General features: G+C 65.9%; 13 protein-coding genes and 1 pseudogene. 7 read left to right on the top strand and 7 right to left on the bottom strand.

Going from position 1 to position 15,664, the window contains the following annotated elements:
* Positions 1-151 precede the first annotated feature (151 nt).
* Both A4R43_RS29650 and A4R43_RS29645 read left to right on the top strand, forming a co-directional pair.
* Positions 152-2,875: an nSTAND1 domain-containing NTPase gene (locus tag A4R43_RS29650; protein WP_098085255.1), complete on the top strand. Its 2,724-nt coding sequence runs from the start codon at positions 152-154 to the stop codon at positions 2,873-2,875.
* Positions 2,876-3,183: 308 nt separating this feature from the next.
* Positions 3,184-3,828 carry an HAD family hydrolase gene (locus A4R43_RS29645; RefSeq protein ID WP_110341264.1) on the top strand — a complete coding sequence of 215 codons (645 nt, stop codon included), beginning with the start codon at positions 3,184-3,186 and terminating at the stop codon, positions 3,826-3,828.
* 18 nt (positions 3,829-3,846) lie between these two features.
* Here the strand turns inward: A4R43_RS29645 and A4R43_RS29640 are convergent, their stop codons facing one another.
* Complete coding sequence (locus A4R43_RS29640) at positions 3,847-5,115, bottom strand: helix-turn-helix domain-containing protein (protein WP_110341262.1); 1,269 nt, start codon at positions 5,113-5,115, stop codon at positions 3,847-3,849.
* A gap of 442 nt (positions 5,116-5,557) precedes the next feature.
* Between A4R43_RS29640 and A4R43_RS29635 the strand changes: the two genes are divergently transcribed.
* The 4 genes from A4R43_RS29635 to A4R43_RS29620 all read left to right on the top strand — a co-directional run bounded on the left by A4R43_RS29635 (position 5,558) and on the right by A4R43_RS29620 (position 7,820).
* Entirely contained in the window at positions 5,558-6,115 is a 558-nt protein-coding gene (locus tag A4R43_RS29635) for a 6-pyruvoyl trahydropterin synthase family protein (RefSeq protein WP_112276357.1), read from the top strand.
* Positions 6,112-6,564, top strand: coding sequence for an NUDIX domain-containing protein (locus A4R43_RS29630; protein WP_098085249.1), 453 nt, complete (start codon positions 6,112-6,114; stop codon positions 6,562-6,564). Before A4R43_RS29635 ends, A4R43_RS29630 begins: the two co-directional genes overlap by 4 nt.
* A gap of 73 nt (positions 6,565-6,637) precedes the next feature.
* Positions 6,638-7,516 carry an inositol monophosphatase family protein gene (locus tag A4R43_RS29625; protein ID WP_098085246.1) on the top strand — a complete coding sequence of 293 codons (879 nt, stop codon included), beginning with the start codon at positions 6,638-6,640 and terminating at the stop codon, positions 7,514-7,516.
* Complete coding sequence (locus A4R43_RS29620; protein ID WP_098085244.1) at positions 7,503-7,820, top strand: hypothetical protein; 318 nt, start codon at positions 7,503-7,505, stop codon at positions 7,818-7,820. Before A4R43_RS29625 ends, A4R43_RS29620 begins: the two co-directional genes overlap by 14 nt.
* Before the next feature lie 1,419 nt (positions 7,821-9,239).
* On the opposite strand, the gene A4R43_RS29615 is transcribed toward A4R43_RS29620, so the two are convergent.
* The 6 genes and pseudogenes from A4R43_RS29615 to A4R43_RS29595 all read right to left on the bottom strand — a co-directional run bounded on the left by A4R43_RS29615 (position 9,240) and on the right by A4R43_RS29595 (position 14,467).
* Entirely contained in the window at positions 9,240-10,214 is a 975-nt protein-coding gene (locus A4R43_RS29615) for a hypothetical protein (protein ID WP_098085241.1), read from the bottom strand.
* Between the two features lie 587 nt (positions 10,215-10,801).
* On the bottom strand, positions 10,802-10,942 hold the full coding sequence (locus A4R43_RS44835) for a hypothetical protein (protein WP_371392077.1): 141 nt from the start codon (positions 10,940-10,942) through the stop codon (positions 10,802-10,804).
* Positions 10,943-11,201, bottom strand: a pseudogene (locus tag A4R43_RS44830) (RNA polymerase-binding protein RbpA); the annotation flags it as partial.
* Positions 11,202-11,267: 66 nt separating this feature from the next.
* Positions 11,268-11,489 carry a helix-turn-helix domain-containing protein gene (locus A4R43_RS29605; protein WP_112276355.1) on the bottom strand — a complete coding sequence of 74 codons (222 nt, stop codon included), beginning with the start codon at positions 11,487-11,489 and terminating at the stop codon, positions 11,268-11,270.
* A 21-nt stretch (positions 11,490-11,510) separates the two neighbouring features.
* Entirely contained in the window at positions 11,511-13,634 is a 2,124-nt protein-coding gene (locus A4R43_RS29600; protein WP_112276353.1) for a hypothetical protein, read from the bottom strand.
* Positions 13,631-14,467, bottom strand: coding sequence for an SAM-dependent methyltransferase (locus A4R43_RS29595; RefSeq protein WP_098085232.1), 837 nt, complete (start codon positions 14,465-14,467; stop codon positions 13,631-13,633). The genes A4R43_RS29600 and A4R43_RS29595 overlap by 4 nt, the downstream gene beginning before the upstream one ends.
* 324 nt (positions 14,468-14,791) lie before the next feature.
* Between A4R43_RS29595 and A4R43_RS29590 the strand changes: the two genes are divergently transcribed.
* Positions 14,792-15,664 (top strand): hypothetical protein, encoded by an 873-nt coding sequence (locus A4R43_RS29590; RefSeq protein ID WP_127516251.1) that lies wholly within the window; start codon positions 14,792-14,794, stop codon positions 15,662-15,664.

Genomic DNA, 15,664 nt, shown 5'->3' with positions numbered 1-15,664 from the left:
CAGCTGTGACCGGCGCTTCAGTTGGCCCAATTGAGCGCGGCTGTTGGCCAGTCGGAGCTCAAGCCGGGCTGGGTGCTCCGGGCTGCAACGTCCGCGCGGGAGCCAAACACGTGAACTCCCAGCTGACAGCACCAGCGCGTACCCTGCATCCGTGGATCAGATCACCGTTGACACGGCCGCCGTCGTTGTTCTCGCGGAGGGCTCATCGACGAGCGAGATATCTAACAGGCGCGGTCACCTCTTCGAGATGTTTATCGCAAAGCTTCTTGCGACGCAGGGATACGGCGATCCCCACCCTGAAAATCTAAACTTCACCAGCGAAGGTATCGAGCTGGACGTCCAGGCCCGTCACACCGTTACCAACGAGCAGCTGATTTGTGAGTGCAAAGCCTACAGCTCCAATGTGCGGGTCCCCTTGTTGACATCCTTTCTAGGGAAGTTCGCTCTAGCCCGAGCCGATGATGACCGGATTCACGGACTCTTCATTGCGCTCCCTCGTTTGACTCCCGAAGCGAAGGAGAAAGCCGACGCAGCTCAAGCAAAGTTGCCCGGCTTTCGATACCTCGGCTCTTATGAGATTTGCCAACTACTGCAGGCGGCAAATGTTCTGCCAAGTTGGGACGAAGGGCCAGAGATTCGATCAGACCCGACCGTCATCGTTACCGAGCATGGCGTCGTCCTGGCCGCCTGTGAACTTGACTCTCAAACTCGCCGAGCGTCCAGGTGGGTGACATGGACGCGGACGCAAGATGTTCCGGCTCCTGTTGTTCGCCTAATCGAGCGACATCTATCAAAGGGCCTTCCGGTTGTTCGCGCAGGCCATGAAGCGGGAGCGGTGCCGATTCGCGTCCCATCCTTGCCCAAAATTGTCGAGGTCCAGGGCAGCACGTCTGATTTCGAGTACCAACTTCCAGCGGCACCCGAATTCTTCATCGGCCGGAAAATCCTCGCGCAGTCGCTACTTGAAAAGCTCAGGGATCGCGACACGGCTGGTTCAATAGTAATTAATGCCAAATCCGGCTGGGGTAAGAGTTCGCTAGTTCTGCATCTGCAGAAGGGGATCGAGAAGGCAGGCGGCGTCGGCATCGTTATCGACTCAAGAACGGCGGAGCGATCCGAATTCGTTCCCGCCGCAATGGAACGCATTATTCGGAAGGCGGTCGAGAGAAAGGTTCTTGAGTTGCCGCCCCAGGCTGCGTTCAGCAGTCTGCAGAGCATCGTGGAGACTCTCAAGCGTGCCACCTGGACATCTCCCGCCCGGCCAATCTTTCTCGCTTTTGATCAATTTGAGAATGTTTTTCGAGACTCGGATCTTACCCGAGAGTTCCGCGATCTCGCATTTCTGATCCGCGAAATAAATGCGCCGTTGACGATCAGCTTTTCCTGGAAGACTGACGTGGTTGCATGGACCGAGGGGTACCCATTTGGGCTGCGAAATGATATACGTGACGCATCCCTAGTTTCCATCCTTGAACCGTTCGGGCCACGCGAGGTCGAGGCCCTTCTGCGACGACTTGAGAAGTCGCTCGGCAGTAAGCTCAATCGCGATCTGCGACAAAGGCTTCGCGAGTACAATTCACAGGGCCTCCCGTGGCTCTTCAAGAAGTTCGGCGCCCATATACTCGCCGAGGTTGATCGCGGCGTCACGCAAGACGATCTCGCTAAGCAGGCACTGAACGCCCGCGGCCTGTTCGAAAGTGACCTTGCCCGGTTGAGCCCAAGTGAGCAAGCCGTTCTCCGAACCGTTGCTCAGGCGGCACCAGTCGCGATATCCGATCTTGACTACGATGTGGCCACTGGCGCCGTTCTGGATAGCCTGCTTCATCAACGTTTGGTAGTGCAGGTCGGTCATACTATCGACGTCTACTGGGATACCTTCCGTGACTATCTTAATAACGGCAGCGTGGCGATCGAGGACTCATACGTCGTCCGCTACGCCCCTCTCGGGGCCGGCCGCCTGTTGCGCGTGGTTGTTGCCGAAGGTGGTAGCGTTTCAGTCCCAGATGCAGCTGCGAGGTTGGATACGACAGCAACAGTTGTCTTTAACTACTCTCGTGAGCTTCGGCAATTCGGCGTGCTGAGTGCAGAGTCGAACCGCGTCACGCTTGAGCCGGACCTGCTCGATTCCCCCGATAGGGAAGAAGCTATTAGGGCGCGCGTTTCTCAGGCACTGCGTAGACATAAGATGTACAAGCTTGCTGCCGATATGCTCACCCGCGAGGACATCGTCTCAATTCCACAGTTTGCAGCTGTTCTTGCTGCCGAATTCAGGGCCGTGGCGGCGAAAAGTGATAGTTGGGTTACATATGCTCGCTCTTTCTGTCAATGGATGGAATATGCCGGTCTAGTGCGGCTTCTAGCAAACGGCATGACAAGGATGACGGAAAGCGATAGCGAACCCCTTGGTCGACTCTTGAGCGGAGCAGTACCTGTCCGGGTGCGGAGCCCTTTCCCTGGCGCAAACCCTGGGCCCGCCCTGCAGCTCCTGCTGCATCTCTCTGATCCAGCCGGGCACACCCGCCCTTCCAAGAACGGATTTGCGACCGCAGTCCGCGACCTAACCGCACTCGGCTTGGTGGATACCGATGAGGGCGAGCGTATCGTTCTGTCGGGCAACAGCGTGTTTTCGCACGGCGCGGTGGAGCCGGGACGACTCCGCGAGATCGTAGAACGGCAGCGGGGCATGCGCGAGGCGTTTGCTGCGCTGGAGTCAAATCCCGGCCTTTCTCCACTATCGCTTGGCATTGCACACAGGGACGCACTCGGCGCCGAATGGGCAGAATCGACGATGCTTTCGGCTGGAAAGTTTATTCGTGCATGGGCCAGAGCGTGCGGAATCTCTACACAGCTACGCACGACTGACCGACAAGACTGATCGCTTCTTGGCCGAACCCGACCATGAGCATCACGTTAAGTAGCCGCGAAGCGCGCTCACGGCTACGGTCGCCACAAGTGATCGAGTCCTGGCCGACAGCTGAGCACCGGACTGGCCAACTGACGCGCTCTCTCACACCAATCGCCGTTAGGTCGAGGCTCGGCCTGCTCGCTGTTCGGGCTGCGTCGACGTGGTCAACCGGGAAGCGGACAAACCGGCGGTCGCCGCGGACACGGATGTCAGTGAGTTGGGCGGCCGAAGGGCCCTCGCTGTCGCGCGGTGTCTGCACGTGACGTAGGAGTAGGAGCATGGTGACCGCGGTTGTGTTCGACGTGGGCGAGACGTTGCTGGACGACTCGCGGGAGTGGGGTGCGTGGGCCGACTGGATCGGCGTCTCGCGCCATACCTTCTCGACAGTGCTGGGCGCGGTCACCGCCGCTGGCCGGGACAATGCCGAGACGTTCCAGTACTTCAAGCCGGGCTTCGACCTTGCACGGGAACGACGGCTGCGCGAGGAGGCCGGCCAGGGTGAGCACATCGAGGACAGCGACCTTTACAGCGATGTGCGGCCCGGCCTGGTCGCGCTGCGAGAACGCGGCTTGTGGGTCGGGGTGGCCGGGAACCAGACCGCTCGCGCAGCCGAGCTGTTGCGTGCACTGGAGCTGCCGGTGGACCGGATCGCGACCTCGGGCGAATGGGGTGTCGCCAAGCCGTCGCCCGAGTTCTTCGCCCGCGTGGCGGAGATGGTGCCCGACGAACCGGGCGAGACGGTATACGTGGGTGACCACCGGGACAACGACGTAGTTGCCGCGAAGGCAGCTGGGTTCCGCACGGCACTGATCCGGCGGGGCCCGTGGGGCTATCTGTGGGCTGACGACCCGTTGGTCCGTCGCGACGCGGATTGGGTGATCGACTCCCTTCACGACCTGCCGGATCTGCTATCCCCGCGCTGAGCGGCTGTGGCAGGCGGATCAGCGAGCACGGGCCCAAGCGGCGAGGTCGAGCAAGCCGGCGCTGGGCGCGCTGTGGGTGCGCAGGAGGGACGAGAGGGACTGGCGGACCTGCGGGTGGGTGCGGGTGTGCTCGGGCGCGGCCTGGCGGGCCGCCTGAAGGCACAGGTGAGCGTCTTCGTGGCGACCGAGGGTGAGCTGGGCGCGGGCCAGATCGATGAAGTAGTGGGAACGACGCTCGGCGGGAAGTTCGTCGGGCGGGCGCCAGGACGCCGCGCGTTCGATACCCAATGGATCTCGAAGTTCGACCGCGACCGCGAGTTCGTGGATGCGCAGCGAGGCCGGGCCGAACGCGGTGCCCACGTAGATGCCCTCGGGCACACTGCCCGCGGCGCGGCGAGCCTCACGCAGGTGGTCGGCGGCGAGGTCGGCCTTGCCCGCCCGACCAGCCACGACTGCCGCGCGCATGTGCAGGGCACCGAACGCGGCCAAGGAGGAGGTCGTGCCGAGATCGGGCACGTGGTCAGCGGCGAGTTCGAGAGCGCGGGCGGCGGTATCCAGGTCGCCGGTGGCGAAGAAGGTTTCGGTTCGCACGTATGCAACGGCGGCCAGCAGCAGCGGGTCCTCGGCGATCTGGGCGGCCGAGCGCATCAGGTCGATCAGCCGGGCTGACAGATCCAGGTAGCCGAACTTGAACGCCACGCCGTCAGCAGCCCGCAACGCCAAGGTCAGCAGGGCGGCGGCGTGGCGCTGGCCTGCAGCGTCGCCCAGTTGACCGGCACGGGCGAGTTCGGCGATGAGGTCGGGCAGGCGGCGGGCGAGGTTGCCGTAGCGGGACTGCAGCCGGTCGTCGCTGGCGCGGATGATCTCGCCGTGCAGGTCGTCCGGAGACCTGGTTGGTCCGTCGTCGGGCAGGTCCAGTCGGTCAAGCGCGCGGCGCAGGCGCGGGATGGCGGCGTGGATGACGTCGGCATCGGGTGCCGGTGCGTCCTCGTGAACGGTCCGCTCGGCAGGGAGCGTCACCAGGCTCGACGAAGGTGAGATCAGGACCGTGGTGATGTCGGCAGCAGGTTGCCGAAGGCTACGTCGTAGCAGGTCGTCGAGTACGTCGAGCGAGATCTGCAGGGCGGTGGCGAGGCCGCGCCGCTGCCAAGGCTGAGGTGACTGGACCCCACGTTCCCAACGTCCGATGGTGGTCCGTTCGACCTTCAGGGTGACGGCGAGGGACTCCTGGGTATAACCAGCGGCCTCGCGGGCAGCTGCGAGCGGGGTGAGAGGCCGTGCTGCCATCGCGTCGTCCCTCCTGCCAGACCCTCCATAGCGCACAGTACTCGCCGGTTTTCGCAGCGTAGGGAAGGTGTCGCCTCATCGCTGCCTCATGGCCGCTCCGTTCTCGACCACGGCTGACGATCCGGCTGACCGCCAAACGCAGTTGCCCGCCCATCTGGGTGAAGCCCCTCGCTCCAGCAGACCACTAGCGCCCTGGTCAGCGCCTGGGCCGCCCCGTTGACGCCTCGTTCTCGCCGCACGGCCGCTCTGGTGATCGGCAAGGGCGGCGTCGTTGACTGGGATTCGGCCTGCGGTGGGCGACCTCCGACCGCCCATCGCAGGCCATACCGGTCTCGGCCACTCCTCTCGGTACGGAAAGTGAGCTTGTTGCAGTGGATATGCGCGAGGTGCAACCAGCACGCTCACCCGCGCCGGTTGACCAGTCGAGCCTGGTGCCCCGCTGATGTCGCACAAGATCACCATCGAGCACTCGTTCGCGTCCGGGCATCGCTTACCGCACCTGGGCGGCAAATGTGTAAGCCTGCACGGCCACTCCTGGTCGGTCGCGGTGACAGTGAGCGCCGCGGAGCTAAGCCCCGAGGTGACCGTCGTGGAGTTCGGCGCGCTGAAGGTCGGGGTACGGCGCTGGATCGACGAGCACCTCGACCACGCCACGATGCTCGGCGTCCGCGATCGGCTGATCGCGCCGCTGGTCGCCGAAGGCAACCGGGTGTTCCGCTTCGGGGCCGAGCAACCGGCCGACCATGCCGAAGAATTCGGATACGGGCTGCCGTGGCCCACGGTGGAGGCAGTGGCGGTACTGCTGGGCCGAGTCGCCGAGAGCACGCTGATCGGACTTGCACGCGCCGACGGTGCGCGGGTCGAGCGGGTCCTGGTCCGCGAGACCCAGTTGAACACTGCCGTCTACGAACCCCGGTTGTGCGATGAGCACCACCACGTTGGCCTCTTTGAGGCGTCACCTCGGTTATCGTCCTGTCCGTCGATCGTGAGAGCACCATGATGACCTCCACCACCACTCCAGCTCTCGGTCCGCTTGTCGGGGCATACGGCCTCGTCGGGCACGAGGAGCGTCTCCTGCTCGTCCGAGACCGGGACGCCAGCGCCTTCCGGCTACCCGGCGGTCGAGTACAACCAGGTGAATCCGTTGAGGACGCCCTGCGGCGCTCCGTGCGGGAACAGACCGACGTCGACCTCGCCTACCTCGACTTCTGTGCCACCGTGGAACTGCGCGATCACACCTCACCGAACGGGCCTGCCCTCTACGAACTGGCCCTGCTGTTCGACGTGACTCTCGCTGGCCCCGAAGCCGCCCGGTCCAGCGAACACGAACTGCGGTGGCTCACCCAAGCGGACCTCCACCAAGTCGAGCTGCGCCCCGCGGTCATCGCGGAACGACTGCGAAGCGACGCGCTGACTGTCGAACACCCGTGGTGGCCGCACTACTCCTGACCCTCACCGTCCACGGCCCGGTCCATTTGGCGCAGCTACGTGAGCCGGGCGCGCCCGAAGAACCGAAGGAACCATGCTGTCGGCACCCGACCTCACCGCTGCCCTGCCCGCGGCACAGGCCGCGATCGATCTTGCGGTCGAGCATGTCCTCAGCCACCGTCCTCGCTCGATCCGGTACAAGGGCGACCGCGACCCTGTGTCCGAAGTGGACGAGGACGTCGAACACGTGGTCCGCCAACGGTTGATTGCCGATGGACGCACCGAAATCGGGTTCCTCGGAGAGGAAACCGGCTCGGTTGGCAACCAGGAGACGTACTGGGTTCTCGATCCCATCGACGGCACGATCAACCACCACCACGGCAGTCCCTTGTGCGCGATCGCGCTCGGGCTCGTGCACAACCACCGCCCCATCCTCGGCGTCACAGCGCTTCCCTTTCTCGGACACCGCTACTGGGCGACCGACGGGCAGGGCGCTTACCGCGACGGAGAACCAATCGCCGCCTCGGGCACTGAGTCGCTCGATCGAGCCCTGATCGGGTTCAGCGACTATGGCAGCGGCCAGGACACTGCGCTACGAGACGTGCTCTGCTCCACTGTGGACCGGGAACTCACGGCACGAGCACAAGGGCTTCGCCGTTACGGCTCGTCCGCACTTGACCTCGTCTGGGTCGCCGACGGCACCCTTGATGCCTGCGTCCTGCTCGGCAACCGGACGTGGGACACCGCGGCCGGGGCCGTCATCGCCCGAGAGGCCGGAGCCCTCGTCCTGGATGCCGACGCCAGCCCACACACCACTCGTTCCCGGTGCGCGATTGCCACCACGCCAGGACTTCGCGAGGAGTTGCTGCCCTTCCTGCACGTCCTGCGTGGCACCCGTTTTTGGCCCGATGGCGACCGACACGAACCCGTCATGAGTCCGACCAGTTTGCCGCAGAGCAGTGAACCACAGTGAGGAGCCGGACACGAAGGCGGACGCGATGGTGATCCTGCCGAGTCCTCGCTGCTCGCCGGAAACCCCCGAACTGCCGTTCGATGCTGTCCACGGTAAAGCCGCGTGCCGCCATGCCGACAACGGACCACTCACCGAGTACCTCCCCAGCCTTGGACAACTGCCCGCCACGGGGCCGTCCGCGGTTCCGCTCGACCTCGACGAGGAACGAGCCGCCGCGCGGCGGGCCGCGCTGGAGGGACCGCGGCCCGACGACGAGCACCTGGCGCTTCTCGACCGCGTGCTGCAAGCACTGCGCCGCCTGTGACCAGCGCCGCCGCGACCTTGGCTGGAGTCCGTTTCATGCACCCGGCAACCGATGGCCTCAAGATTCCCGACCCGATCCCGGACGCTTCGATCTTCCAGCCCGCGCCGTGGGTCGCTCCGTCTTCCGAGCAGCTTCCCTTCCTCCGCCGGCGGCTTCACGAGCACTACGCCAACATCGCGGCCGAGGGCGCCCAGCAAGGACGTACAGGCCAGGTCGCCCGAGCCGCCGCGGCGGAGAGCGAGGGCCGGGAAGTGCGTCGATACGCCCGCGATGAAGCCGACCGCCTCCAGAACGCGAGCCTGACGTGGGTCGACCACGAGGCGATCGAGATGGCCGTGACCTACTCGTCCACCCCGTCCACCGAACCCGCCCGCTCGGACCGAATGCCCAGCATGACCGGCTTCATGCTGTTCGAGAGCTGCATCGGCGGCGCCCTCTATGACGCCGCGCGTGCGCAAGACCTGCCAGGCTCAGGATGGATACCAGCCCCCTGGCTCTACGACGTCTCCGGTTACGTCGAGGCCCCAATCGTCGCCATTAGCTGGTCACACCTGCCACCGCCGCACGAGGACCGGGTCCAACTGTCGTTCTACACCCCAAATCGGCCGCCCCACTGGACCGGCCTGCCCCCGGACACGTTCGTCGCCCAGTGGGCAGCGACAAAGACCCGCTACAGCGCGGGCTACTTCGCCGACCATGTCCGCTCGGTCTCGGCCCGGATGAGCCCGATGCCGGTACTCGCTACCTTCACCGCGACCCTTCAATTCGGTGAACTGCTCCCCGAACCCGACGCGAACCACTGCGCCGGGTGGGTCCAGACCGTCTACGGCCTATGGCAATTGCTCGACCACAAAGTCAAGAAACCGCTGACCCAGACCGATGTGATTGCAGCTCCGCGATCAGTGACCCGAGGCGACGCCCGAGCCGGCATCATCGCGACGAGCGCCGTGAACGTCGTCCGGGTACACCCGCGGTTCAGGACTGAAGACCTGCCTCCCCACGACGGAGACGACAACGCCGACCACGACACGTCGGACGAAAGCCGCAGCTCGCCTCACTATCGCCACCGGTACTGGCGCGGCCCGTATCGCGCAAACATGTGTATGAACACCTGGGGGCATAGCGAAGGAAACTGCGAACACAAAGAGGTGTCCGTGGGTCGGCATTTGTGTCGTCTGCCACGGCCGTGGGACCACCACGTGGCCAGTCATGGGACCACCGACAGCGGTGCAGAACTGGAACAGGTTATCGCGATGGCGATTGGCGGACGCTGTGTTCCCGGATGGCCGGTCAGCGGCTATGAGCGGACGTTCAGGCGGCCCGGAATCTGGCTGCTGATCTTGATAGTGCGGGCCAGCGGCCGAACTTCACCTGTGAACACAGTCAGTGCTGGGCGGCAGCAGCAACCGCGGTGGATTCTCAGACCGTGCGGCGCTCTTGCCGGTCGAGTTCGGCCAGCGTGCGTAGCGGATTCACGATCAGATCGAACAGACAGCTCGTCCGACGAGCCCATTGCATCGGGTTGTTGCCCTCGTCGAACGCAGCGGCGGACGCGAACTGGTCCTGGAGGTTCACCGGCAGCTTGCCGGCCAGAGCCGCACCGAGCTCGCGACGCAGGAGAGCTTGCGGAGACGACGGCCGAATGAATCGACTAAGCCTGTCGGTGGCCGGGACAGGGGTGTCGGAGGTGCCATCGAGAGCCGTGGCGGCTTCTCGCACCCAATCGTCGTCGCAGGCGTCAGGGAGCGGTACGGCGACCTGCTGGACGCTGGCGATCGCGCTCCGTCCCAGGGCGAGTGAGAGTCCGCCGGGGTCCTCGTGATAGTTGAGGTAGCGGGCGACGTCCACGCCTGGAGGGCAGACCTCGTCGAGAACTACGTCACCCATGAAGTCGCTGGGGTCTATGAGCCAGCCCTCCCGCACAACGACGGACGGCACCAGAAGAACGCGGTACAGGTAGAACTGGCTGCCGCGGTCAGCTTGGTCGCGCATCCGCCTCAGCATGTTGTGGACCGCGGACTCGTATGTGCCGACATGGAGGGCTTTCCCGCGCTGGCGCGCGGCCCACGCGGCGACCCGCTTCGCGCCGCCCATCACTCTTCGTGTCTCGGGCGTGAGATCGGCCGCCGGGTCGAAGTCCCTCGTCGGCCAGTCCGGCACCGTGGTCGTGTGGTACCAGGCGAACTGTGCGATCTTGTCGGCGTCGAGCGCAAGATCGTCGGGATTGACCGTCACCCGGGGAGCGTTTTCGTGTTCGCACGTCGTTCCGCACCCAGGGCACACCTCTCTACCTTGCTCCCAGCGGTCGATCCAATCGAGTCCGACCAGCCACTCGTGGGCGCAGATCCCGCACAGCATGCGGCGGTCGCGCGAGAAATCGATCGGCCGTTCCATGGCTCCATTATCCGGAGGGAGGTCGATGGCGGCGGATCGAGCCGTTGTTACCGCAGGTGCAGCGCTGGCGTCCGTGTCGGGTCGGGCCACTCTCGGCCGTCTCATCGCCGACCCATCCATAGAGACACTGCCGTGTTGATCGCGTCGCTCAGTGGCCTGTGCCAGCGGCATCAAGGTCACTGCGCAAACAATCGGAATCGGTCATCCACCGTTCGACCGCACATCGGCATTACAGGACATTCGGTCGCCATCGCCATGATCGCTCCGCGACGCAGATCTGGAACACGTTTCTCTCGGTAGATTACCGCTGTCGCTGGTCCCATGACTGGCAACGTGGTTGTCCCACGACGGTGGCAGACGACAATTTGCGCGGGCCGGTCGGCGCGCCATTCCGCGAGCGTGTCACGGAACTGCGCGGCTCACCGGCTCGTAACTCCGGCACCGGCCAGCCCAAGCCGTAGACCGCGACCTGCACGTCGATGATGAGGCGAGGCGCCCTCGGGCTCGATACGTCGCATGCTCCGAGGTAGTCGGCTCGAAACATCAGATCAGAGCTGGCCTGCCTGTTACGCCTTCTCGGCCGGCGGTCATGGCTCGAATCGGAAACCGTAGGTTCGGTCGCCGATGGGCACGCGACCGTAAGGCGATCGGCGCTGCAGGAGGATGCCCGCCAGCGCCTGGTCGACGAGGTCTTCAAGATCGACGATGCTGCGTCGTTCCAAGAGCATGACGTAGTGCGTTGCGTGGGGGCTTTCCCTTGGGAGGTTGCCAGTCGGAGTCTTCATTGATGCGGAGGCAATGTTCGACGCCGTGTCGCGGGCACCTCCAGACGGCGGGTATCTCGGCGTCTGTCGAGAACGGCACAGTGAACTCGTGTCCTCTTCGGCACGCGAAGCGGACTTGAATCCGCGGCGCCGGCCGCGCATCGCGATCCGGTTCGCCAGTGGGCGTTCCCAGGCGGTAGCCCCGCAAGACGCGTCTGGGCATCATGATCTCCGCTCGCGTATCGGATGGCTGGTGTCGCGAGCCGTTCTCGTGCCCGCTGTCGCTTGGCTATGGGGTTTTGGTTTTGGTCCGGGTAGCGCCGCCGCGTCCACGCAGCACCACGCCGGACTCGGTCAGGATTCGGTGCACGAAGCCGTACGAGCGGTCGGTGGCCTCGGCCAGTGCACGGATGCTGGCGCCCTTTTCGTACTTCTTCTTCAGGTCAGCAGCCATCTTGATGCGGGCCTCGCCGGTGATCCGCTTTCCCTTGACCGTGGTGTGTGCTGCCATGTCGTTCGCTCCTCTTCGCATTCAGGCGGTCGGTTGGTCGGAGTCGAGGGCGTCGCGCCGGGCGATGACGGTGGCCTTGCTCTTGTCGGCGCCGGGGCCGGCGGCGGTGTAGTAGTCGATGGCCTGGCTGTAGCAGCGGTGGGCCTCGGCGGTGTCGCCGAGCGCGGCGTGGACCTCGCCGAGCACAGTGCATAGGTCGGCCAGGTAGCCGACCGAGCCGTAGTCGCGCACGGCCTGCTCGATCTCGGCCAGCTCCGACACTGCCTCGGCGGCTTGCCCGTTCAGGGTCAGGGCCCGCGCCAAGTGCAGGACGGTGCGGGCGTGGCCGATGTCATCGCCGATGCCGGTGAACATGCTCGCCGCCAGCCGCAGGTGGTGGAGTGCGAGCTGGGCGTCGGCGATCTTGGGGTGCAGGGCGGTTTCGCCGAGGCGTCGGTGTCGCAGCGCGATGCTGCGGGCGTCGTTCATCCCCTCGGCGACTTCCAGGGCATGTTCGAGGTCCGGGAGGGCGGCGTGCGGGTCGTCGGCCTTGAGGTGGGCGCGGGCGCGGGTGGACAGCGCGCCGGAGTGCAGCCACGGGTCACCGACTTCGGCGGCCAGCTCGACGGCGATCGTGCAGATGGCGACTGCGGCCTCGTGGTGGCCGAGGTTGGTCTCGCCGAAGCCCTGGCGGGTGCGGCAGACGACCTCCAGGATGTGCCCGGCGTCGGCGGCGGCATTAGCCCCGAGGAACTGCGAGCTCACCAACTCACCGGCGGTGTAGTTGGGTCGCAGCGGGTTCCACAGGACCTCGCCGAACTGGTACACCAGCTCCGTCCAGCCCTGGTCGGCGGCGTCCTGTTGAGCGGCGAGAAGGTTGGCGCGTTCGGTCTCGGCCCAGTCCAGGGCGGCCTTCGCGTCGGCGAACATGCCGGTGTCCAGATCGGTGTAGACGGGGCTGAACCGGCGAGGGAAAGGATTGATGATCTTGTCGGCCGCCGCCCCGCGCCGCAGGTACCACTCGATCATCCGGCGGCGCACCGCCAGCCGCTTGGCCTGGTCATCCTGGCCTGCCAGGGCTCGCACGTGCTCACGCAGGACGTCGTGCAGCCGGTAGCGCTCGTCCCCGGACTCGGTGACGAGGTTCGCCTCCACCAGCCGCCCGAGCCCGCGGCCGACGTCGGTGACCGGCACGTCGAGCCCGGCGGCGAGCGGCTCGGCTGTGAACTCGACGCCGGGATGCTCGGCCAGACCGCGGTAGAGCCGGGCGGTGGTGGCGTCTAGGTCCTCGTAACTCATCTGCAGCACTCCTTCAACGGACAGCTCGTGCGGGTCCAAAGCGCCAGTGGACGCCTCGGCGAGGTGGGTCAGCCGGGTGATCAGGCGCGCCGGGTCGCGCCGGGGGTAGGCGGCGAGATGGGCTCCGGCGATGGTTAGGGCCAGCGGATGCCCGTGACAGCGGATGGCCAGCGCGTGCAGCAGCTCCTCGCCGATGGGCTGTCGATCCTCGTCGAGGAGGCCGGTCAGGAGCGCGGCGCCGGTGGCGGCGGGGAAGCAGTCGAGGTCGAGGTGGCGGAAGCCCGCGATGGCCAGCTCGGCGAGCCGATTGCGGCTGGTGACCAGGATCGTGCCGCGCGCCGTGGCAGGTACCAGGGGCTGCACCTGCTCGGCGGAACGGGCGTTGTCGACCAGCATGGCCACCGCCTTGTCCGAGGTGACCGTTCGGTACAGCGCGACCAGCTCGGCCACCTCGCCCGGCAGGTCGTCGGCGGCGACGCCGAGCGCGCGGAGCCATCCGGCGAGGACCTGCGCGGTGGCCGGTGGCGGGTGGCCGCTCCAGCCGTTGAGGTCCACGTGCAGCACGCCGTCGGGGTGGCGCTCGTGGTGTCCGTCGAGCCAGCGCACCGCCAAGCCGGTCTTGCCGACCCCGCCCAGGCCGGTCACCACCACGCGGGTCGGGCCCGCCGTGGTGAGCAGACGGTCCAGCCGCTCCAATTCATCTGCGCGGTCGACCCAGGTGTGCGCGGGCGGCGGAAGCTGCCGGGGAACCGGCACTCGGTGCTCGGGAGCGTGCAGGACGATGGTGTCGGCGGTTACCGTGCGGGCTTGCAGCACCTGGCCGTGGACCGATCCGGACACGGTGTTGATGTGCTCGGCCTTGTTCATGCGCGCTCCGCGGGCTCGGGACGGCGGTCGGCGAGCACGGCGTTGCCCCACAGGCACTCGCGTACGGGCAGGGTGAGCCCGTCCGGTCGCCACAAGCCGATCGGCGCCACGCCGTCCGGGTGTGGTTGCCACGGTCCCAGCAGGTCGGCGAACTGCCGCCGGCTTCGGTGGACGAGCGTGATCCCGGCCCTGGCGAGACAGTCCTCGATCGCACCGGCCGATTCCAGCCCGAGGACGATGCCGTCGGCGTGTGAGGCGGCCAACAGCGAGCCGGGTGCCAGCCGCTCGTGGTACCTGGCCAATGCGGCGGCCGGATCCTCGGCGTCGGGCAGGCAATGCAACACCGACCCGGCCACCACGCCCACCGGGCGAGTCAGATCGAGCAGCCGAGTGGTCACGGCATGGTCGAGCACCTCGTCAACGTGCCGCAGGTCGGCCTCGATCACCCCGGTGCTCGGATCGTCCGCATGGACGATCAGACCGAGACCGGCGATGGCTATGGGGTCGCGATCGACGTAGACGACGCGGACGTCAGGACGTTCAGCCTGGGCGAGATGGTGCACGGGGTGGGCGCTGAACATGCCCGCACCCAGGTCGAGGAACTGCTCGATTCCGGCCGTGAGCATGTGAAGGACTGCGCGGCGGACGAAGGCGCGGCTCTCGCGGACGAATACGTCATACCCAGGCACCAGCGTGGTGATCTTGTCGGCCACGGCGCGGTCGGACGCGAAGTTGTGCCCACCACCGAGCAGGTAGTCGTAGATCCGGAACAGCGACGGCGCGTCGGGGTCTACCTGTTGTTCAAGACCTGACGCGCTCTCATGCGTCGCCATCACCGTGACGTTCTCCCACCCCGTCTCGCCATCACGAGCCGACTCACCGTGCGTCTGGTCGACCCACCTGCCGTGACCTGCGGCGCACCAGCACCAGTCGAACCGGCTGGGTCGATTCGTGTGGGCGATTAGACGGCTGTATCAAGATCTGAACCAGAGCGGCGGCGAGGCGCTGGTGAGGCGCCAATGAGGCGACACCACACGTGAGCTCGACAGCAGCGGCGGCATGGTTCACCCGGTTGAGTGGGAGGGCGGATAGGTAGGCTTCGAACGTGCTGGCCCTGACGGGACCGCTTCGACGAACGGCGCTTGGAGGGCCTGCTCATGGGCGAGCTCGGTGTGATCCGGAGTTACGCCTACTGGTCGGATCGCCGTATCCGGGACATCGCGTCGGCAAACGGCATCGCCCTCGAACGGCGCGTGAGTTGGAAGGCCAAGACGGCGTCGATTCCCTTGATCGGTGGGCTCGAATTTGCGCAGGAGGCGCGCACGCTCGACCGTGCTGAGGTCGCACGTCGAATCGAAACGGCGATCGGAGACCTCGCAGTCGAGGACTTCGTCACCCCGCCGCCGGCGGTGTTCGCCAAGGGCGTCGGCCGTGTCGAGTTCGCCCAGTTCACGGGCGGTATTGAGAAGCGACAAGGCGTCGTGATGTACGTCAGCACTCGCAGCAGCACTGGCGTCCGCGTCGATGTGTGCCTGTTCGGCAGCCTTGAGAACACCGCCGACTACGTCGGCGGCTCCGACAAGCCACCGGAAGGATGGTCGTCCTCCGCAGCTCGGGCGATTGCTCTGTACATCCGGAGCCGCGGCACGATCAACAATTCACAGTGGGACGACCCAGAGTCCATCGCGGTCGAAGCCCTGAAGATCGCGACCGAGCAGGGCGTGACCGGAACCTGGGACGAACACGAGGACAAGCCCTGGACGCGGGGCTTCACGCTCGGCCACGCGACTGAATCCGAGTGGTTCGCGCAGATCTACAGCGACGTCGTGCTCGACAAAGACCGGTGGACCTTTGACCGCGACGGCGGCATCAGCCCAGACGTCGAACGCATCCTCATCGGCGCTCCACTGTGGGTACGGACTCCGGGCGCACACGCCGTCACCCGCTACCGGGACCTACGTCGAGGGAGCGGCGGGGAACATGACGGTCGGCTCCTGCCTGGCCTGGATGGCCAACGCCTACGTCGTTGA

Source organism: Amycolatopsis albispora, assembly GCF_003312875.1.
In the GTDB taxonomy this organism is placed as follows: domain Bacteria; phylum Actinomycetota; class Actinomycetes; order Mycobacteriales; family Pseudonocardiaceae; genus Amycolatopsis; species Amycolatopsis albispora.
This window is presented reverse-complemented; position numbering and strand designations above follow the sequence as displayed.

Bases quoted from the DNA above. Each gene is read 5' to 3' on its own strand.
- A4R43_RS29645 (WP_110341264.1), top strand. From the start codon at position 3,184: ATGGTGACCGCGGTTGTGTTCGACGTGGGCGAGACGTTGCTGGACGAC.
- A4R43_RS29640 (WP_110341262.1), bottom strand. From the start codon at position 5,115: ATGGCAGCACGGCCTCTCACCCCGCTCGCAGCTGCCCGCGAGGCCGCT.
- A4R43_RS29635 (WP_112276357.1), top strand. From the start codon at position 5,558: ATGTCGCACAAGATCACCATCGAGCACTCGTTCGCGTCCGGGCATCGC.
- A4R43_RS29630 (WP_098085249.1), top strand. From the start codon at position 6,112: ATGATGACCTCCACCACCACTCCAGCTCTCGGTCCGCTTGTCGGGGCA.
- A4R43_RS29625 (WP_098085246.1), top strand. From the start codon at position 6,638: ATGCTGTCGGCACCCGACCTCACCGCTGCCCTGCCCGCGGCACAGGCC.
- A4R43_RS29615 (WP_098085241.1), bottom strand. From the start codon at position 10,214: ATGGAACGGCCGATCGATTTCTCGCGCGACCGCCGCATGCTGTGCGGG.
- A4R43_RS44835 (WP_371392077.1), bottom strand. From the start codon at position 10,942: ATGCTCTTGGAACGACGCAGCATCGTCGATCTTGAAGACCTCGTCGAC.
- A4R43_RS29605 (WP_112276355.1), bottom strand. From the start codon at position 11,489: ATGGCAGCACACACCACGGTCAAGGGAAAGCGGATCACCGGCGAGGCC.
- A4R43_RS29600 (WP_112276353.1), bottom strand. From the start codon at position 13,634: ATGAACAAGGCCGAGCACATCAACACCGTGTCCGGATCGGTCCACGGC.
- A4R43_RS29595 (WP_098085232.1), bottom strand. From the start codon at position 14,467: ATGGCGACGCATGAGAGCGCGTCAGGTCTTGAACAACAGGTAGACCCC.
- A4R43_RS29590 (WP_127516251.1), top strand. From the start codon at position 14,792: ATGGGCGAGCTCGGTGTGATCCGGAGTTACGCCTACTGGTCGGATCGC.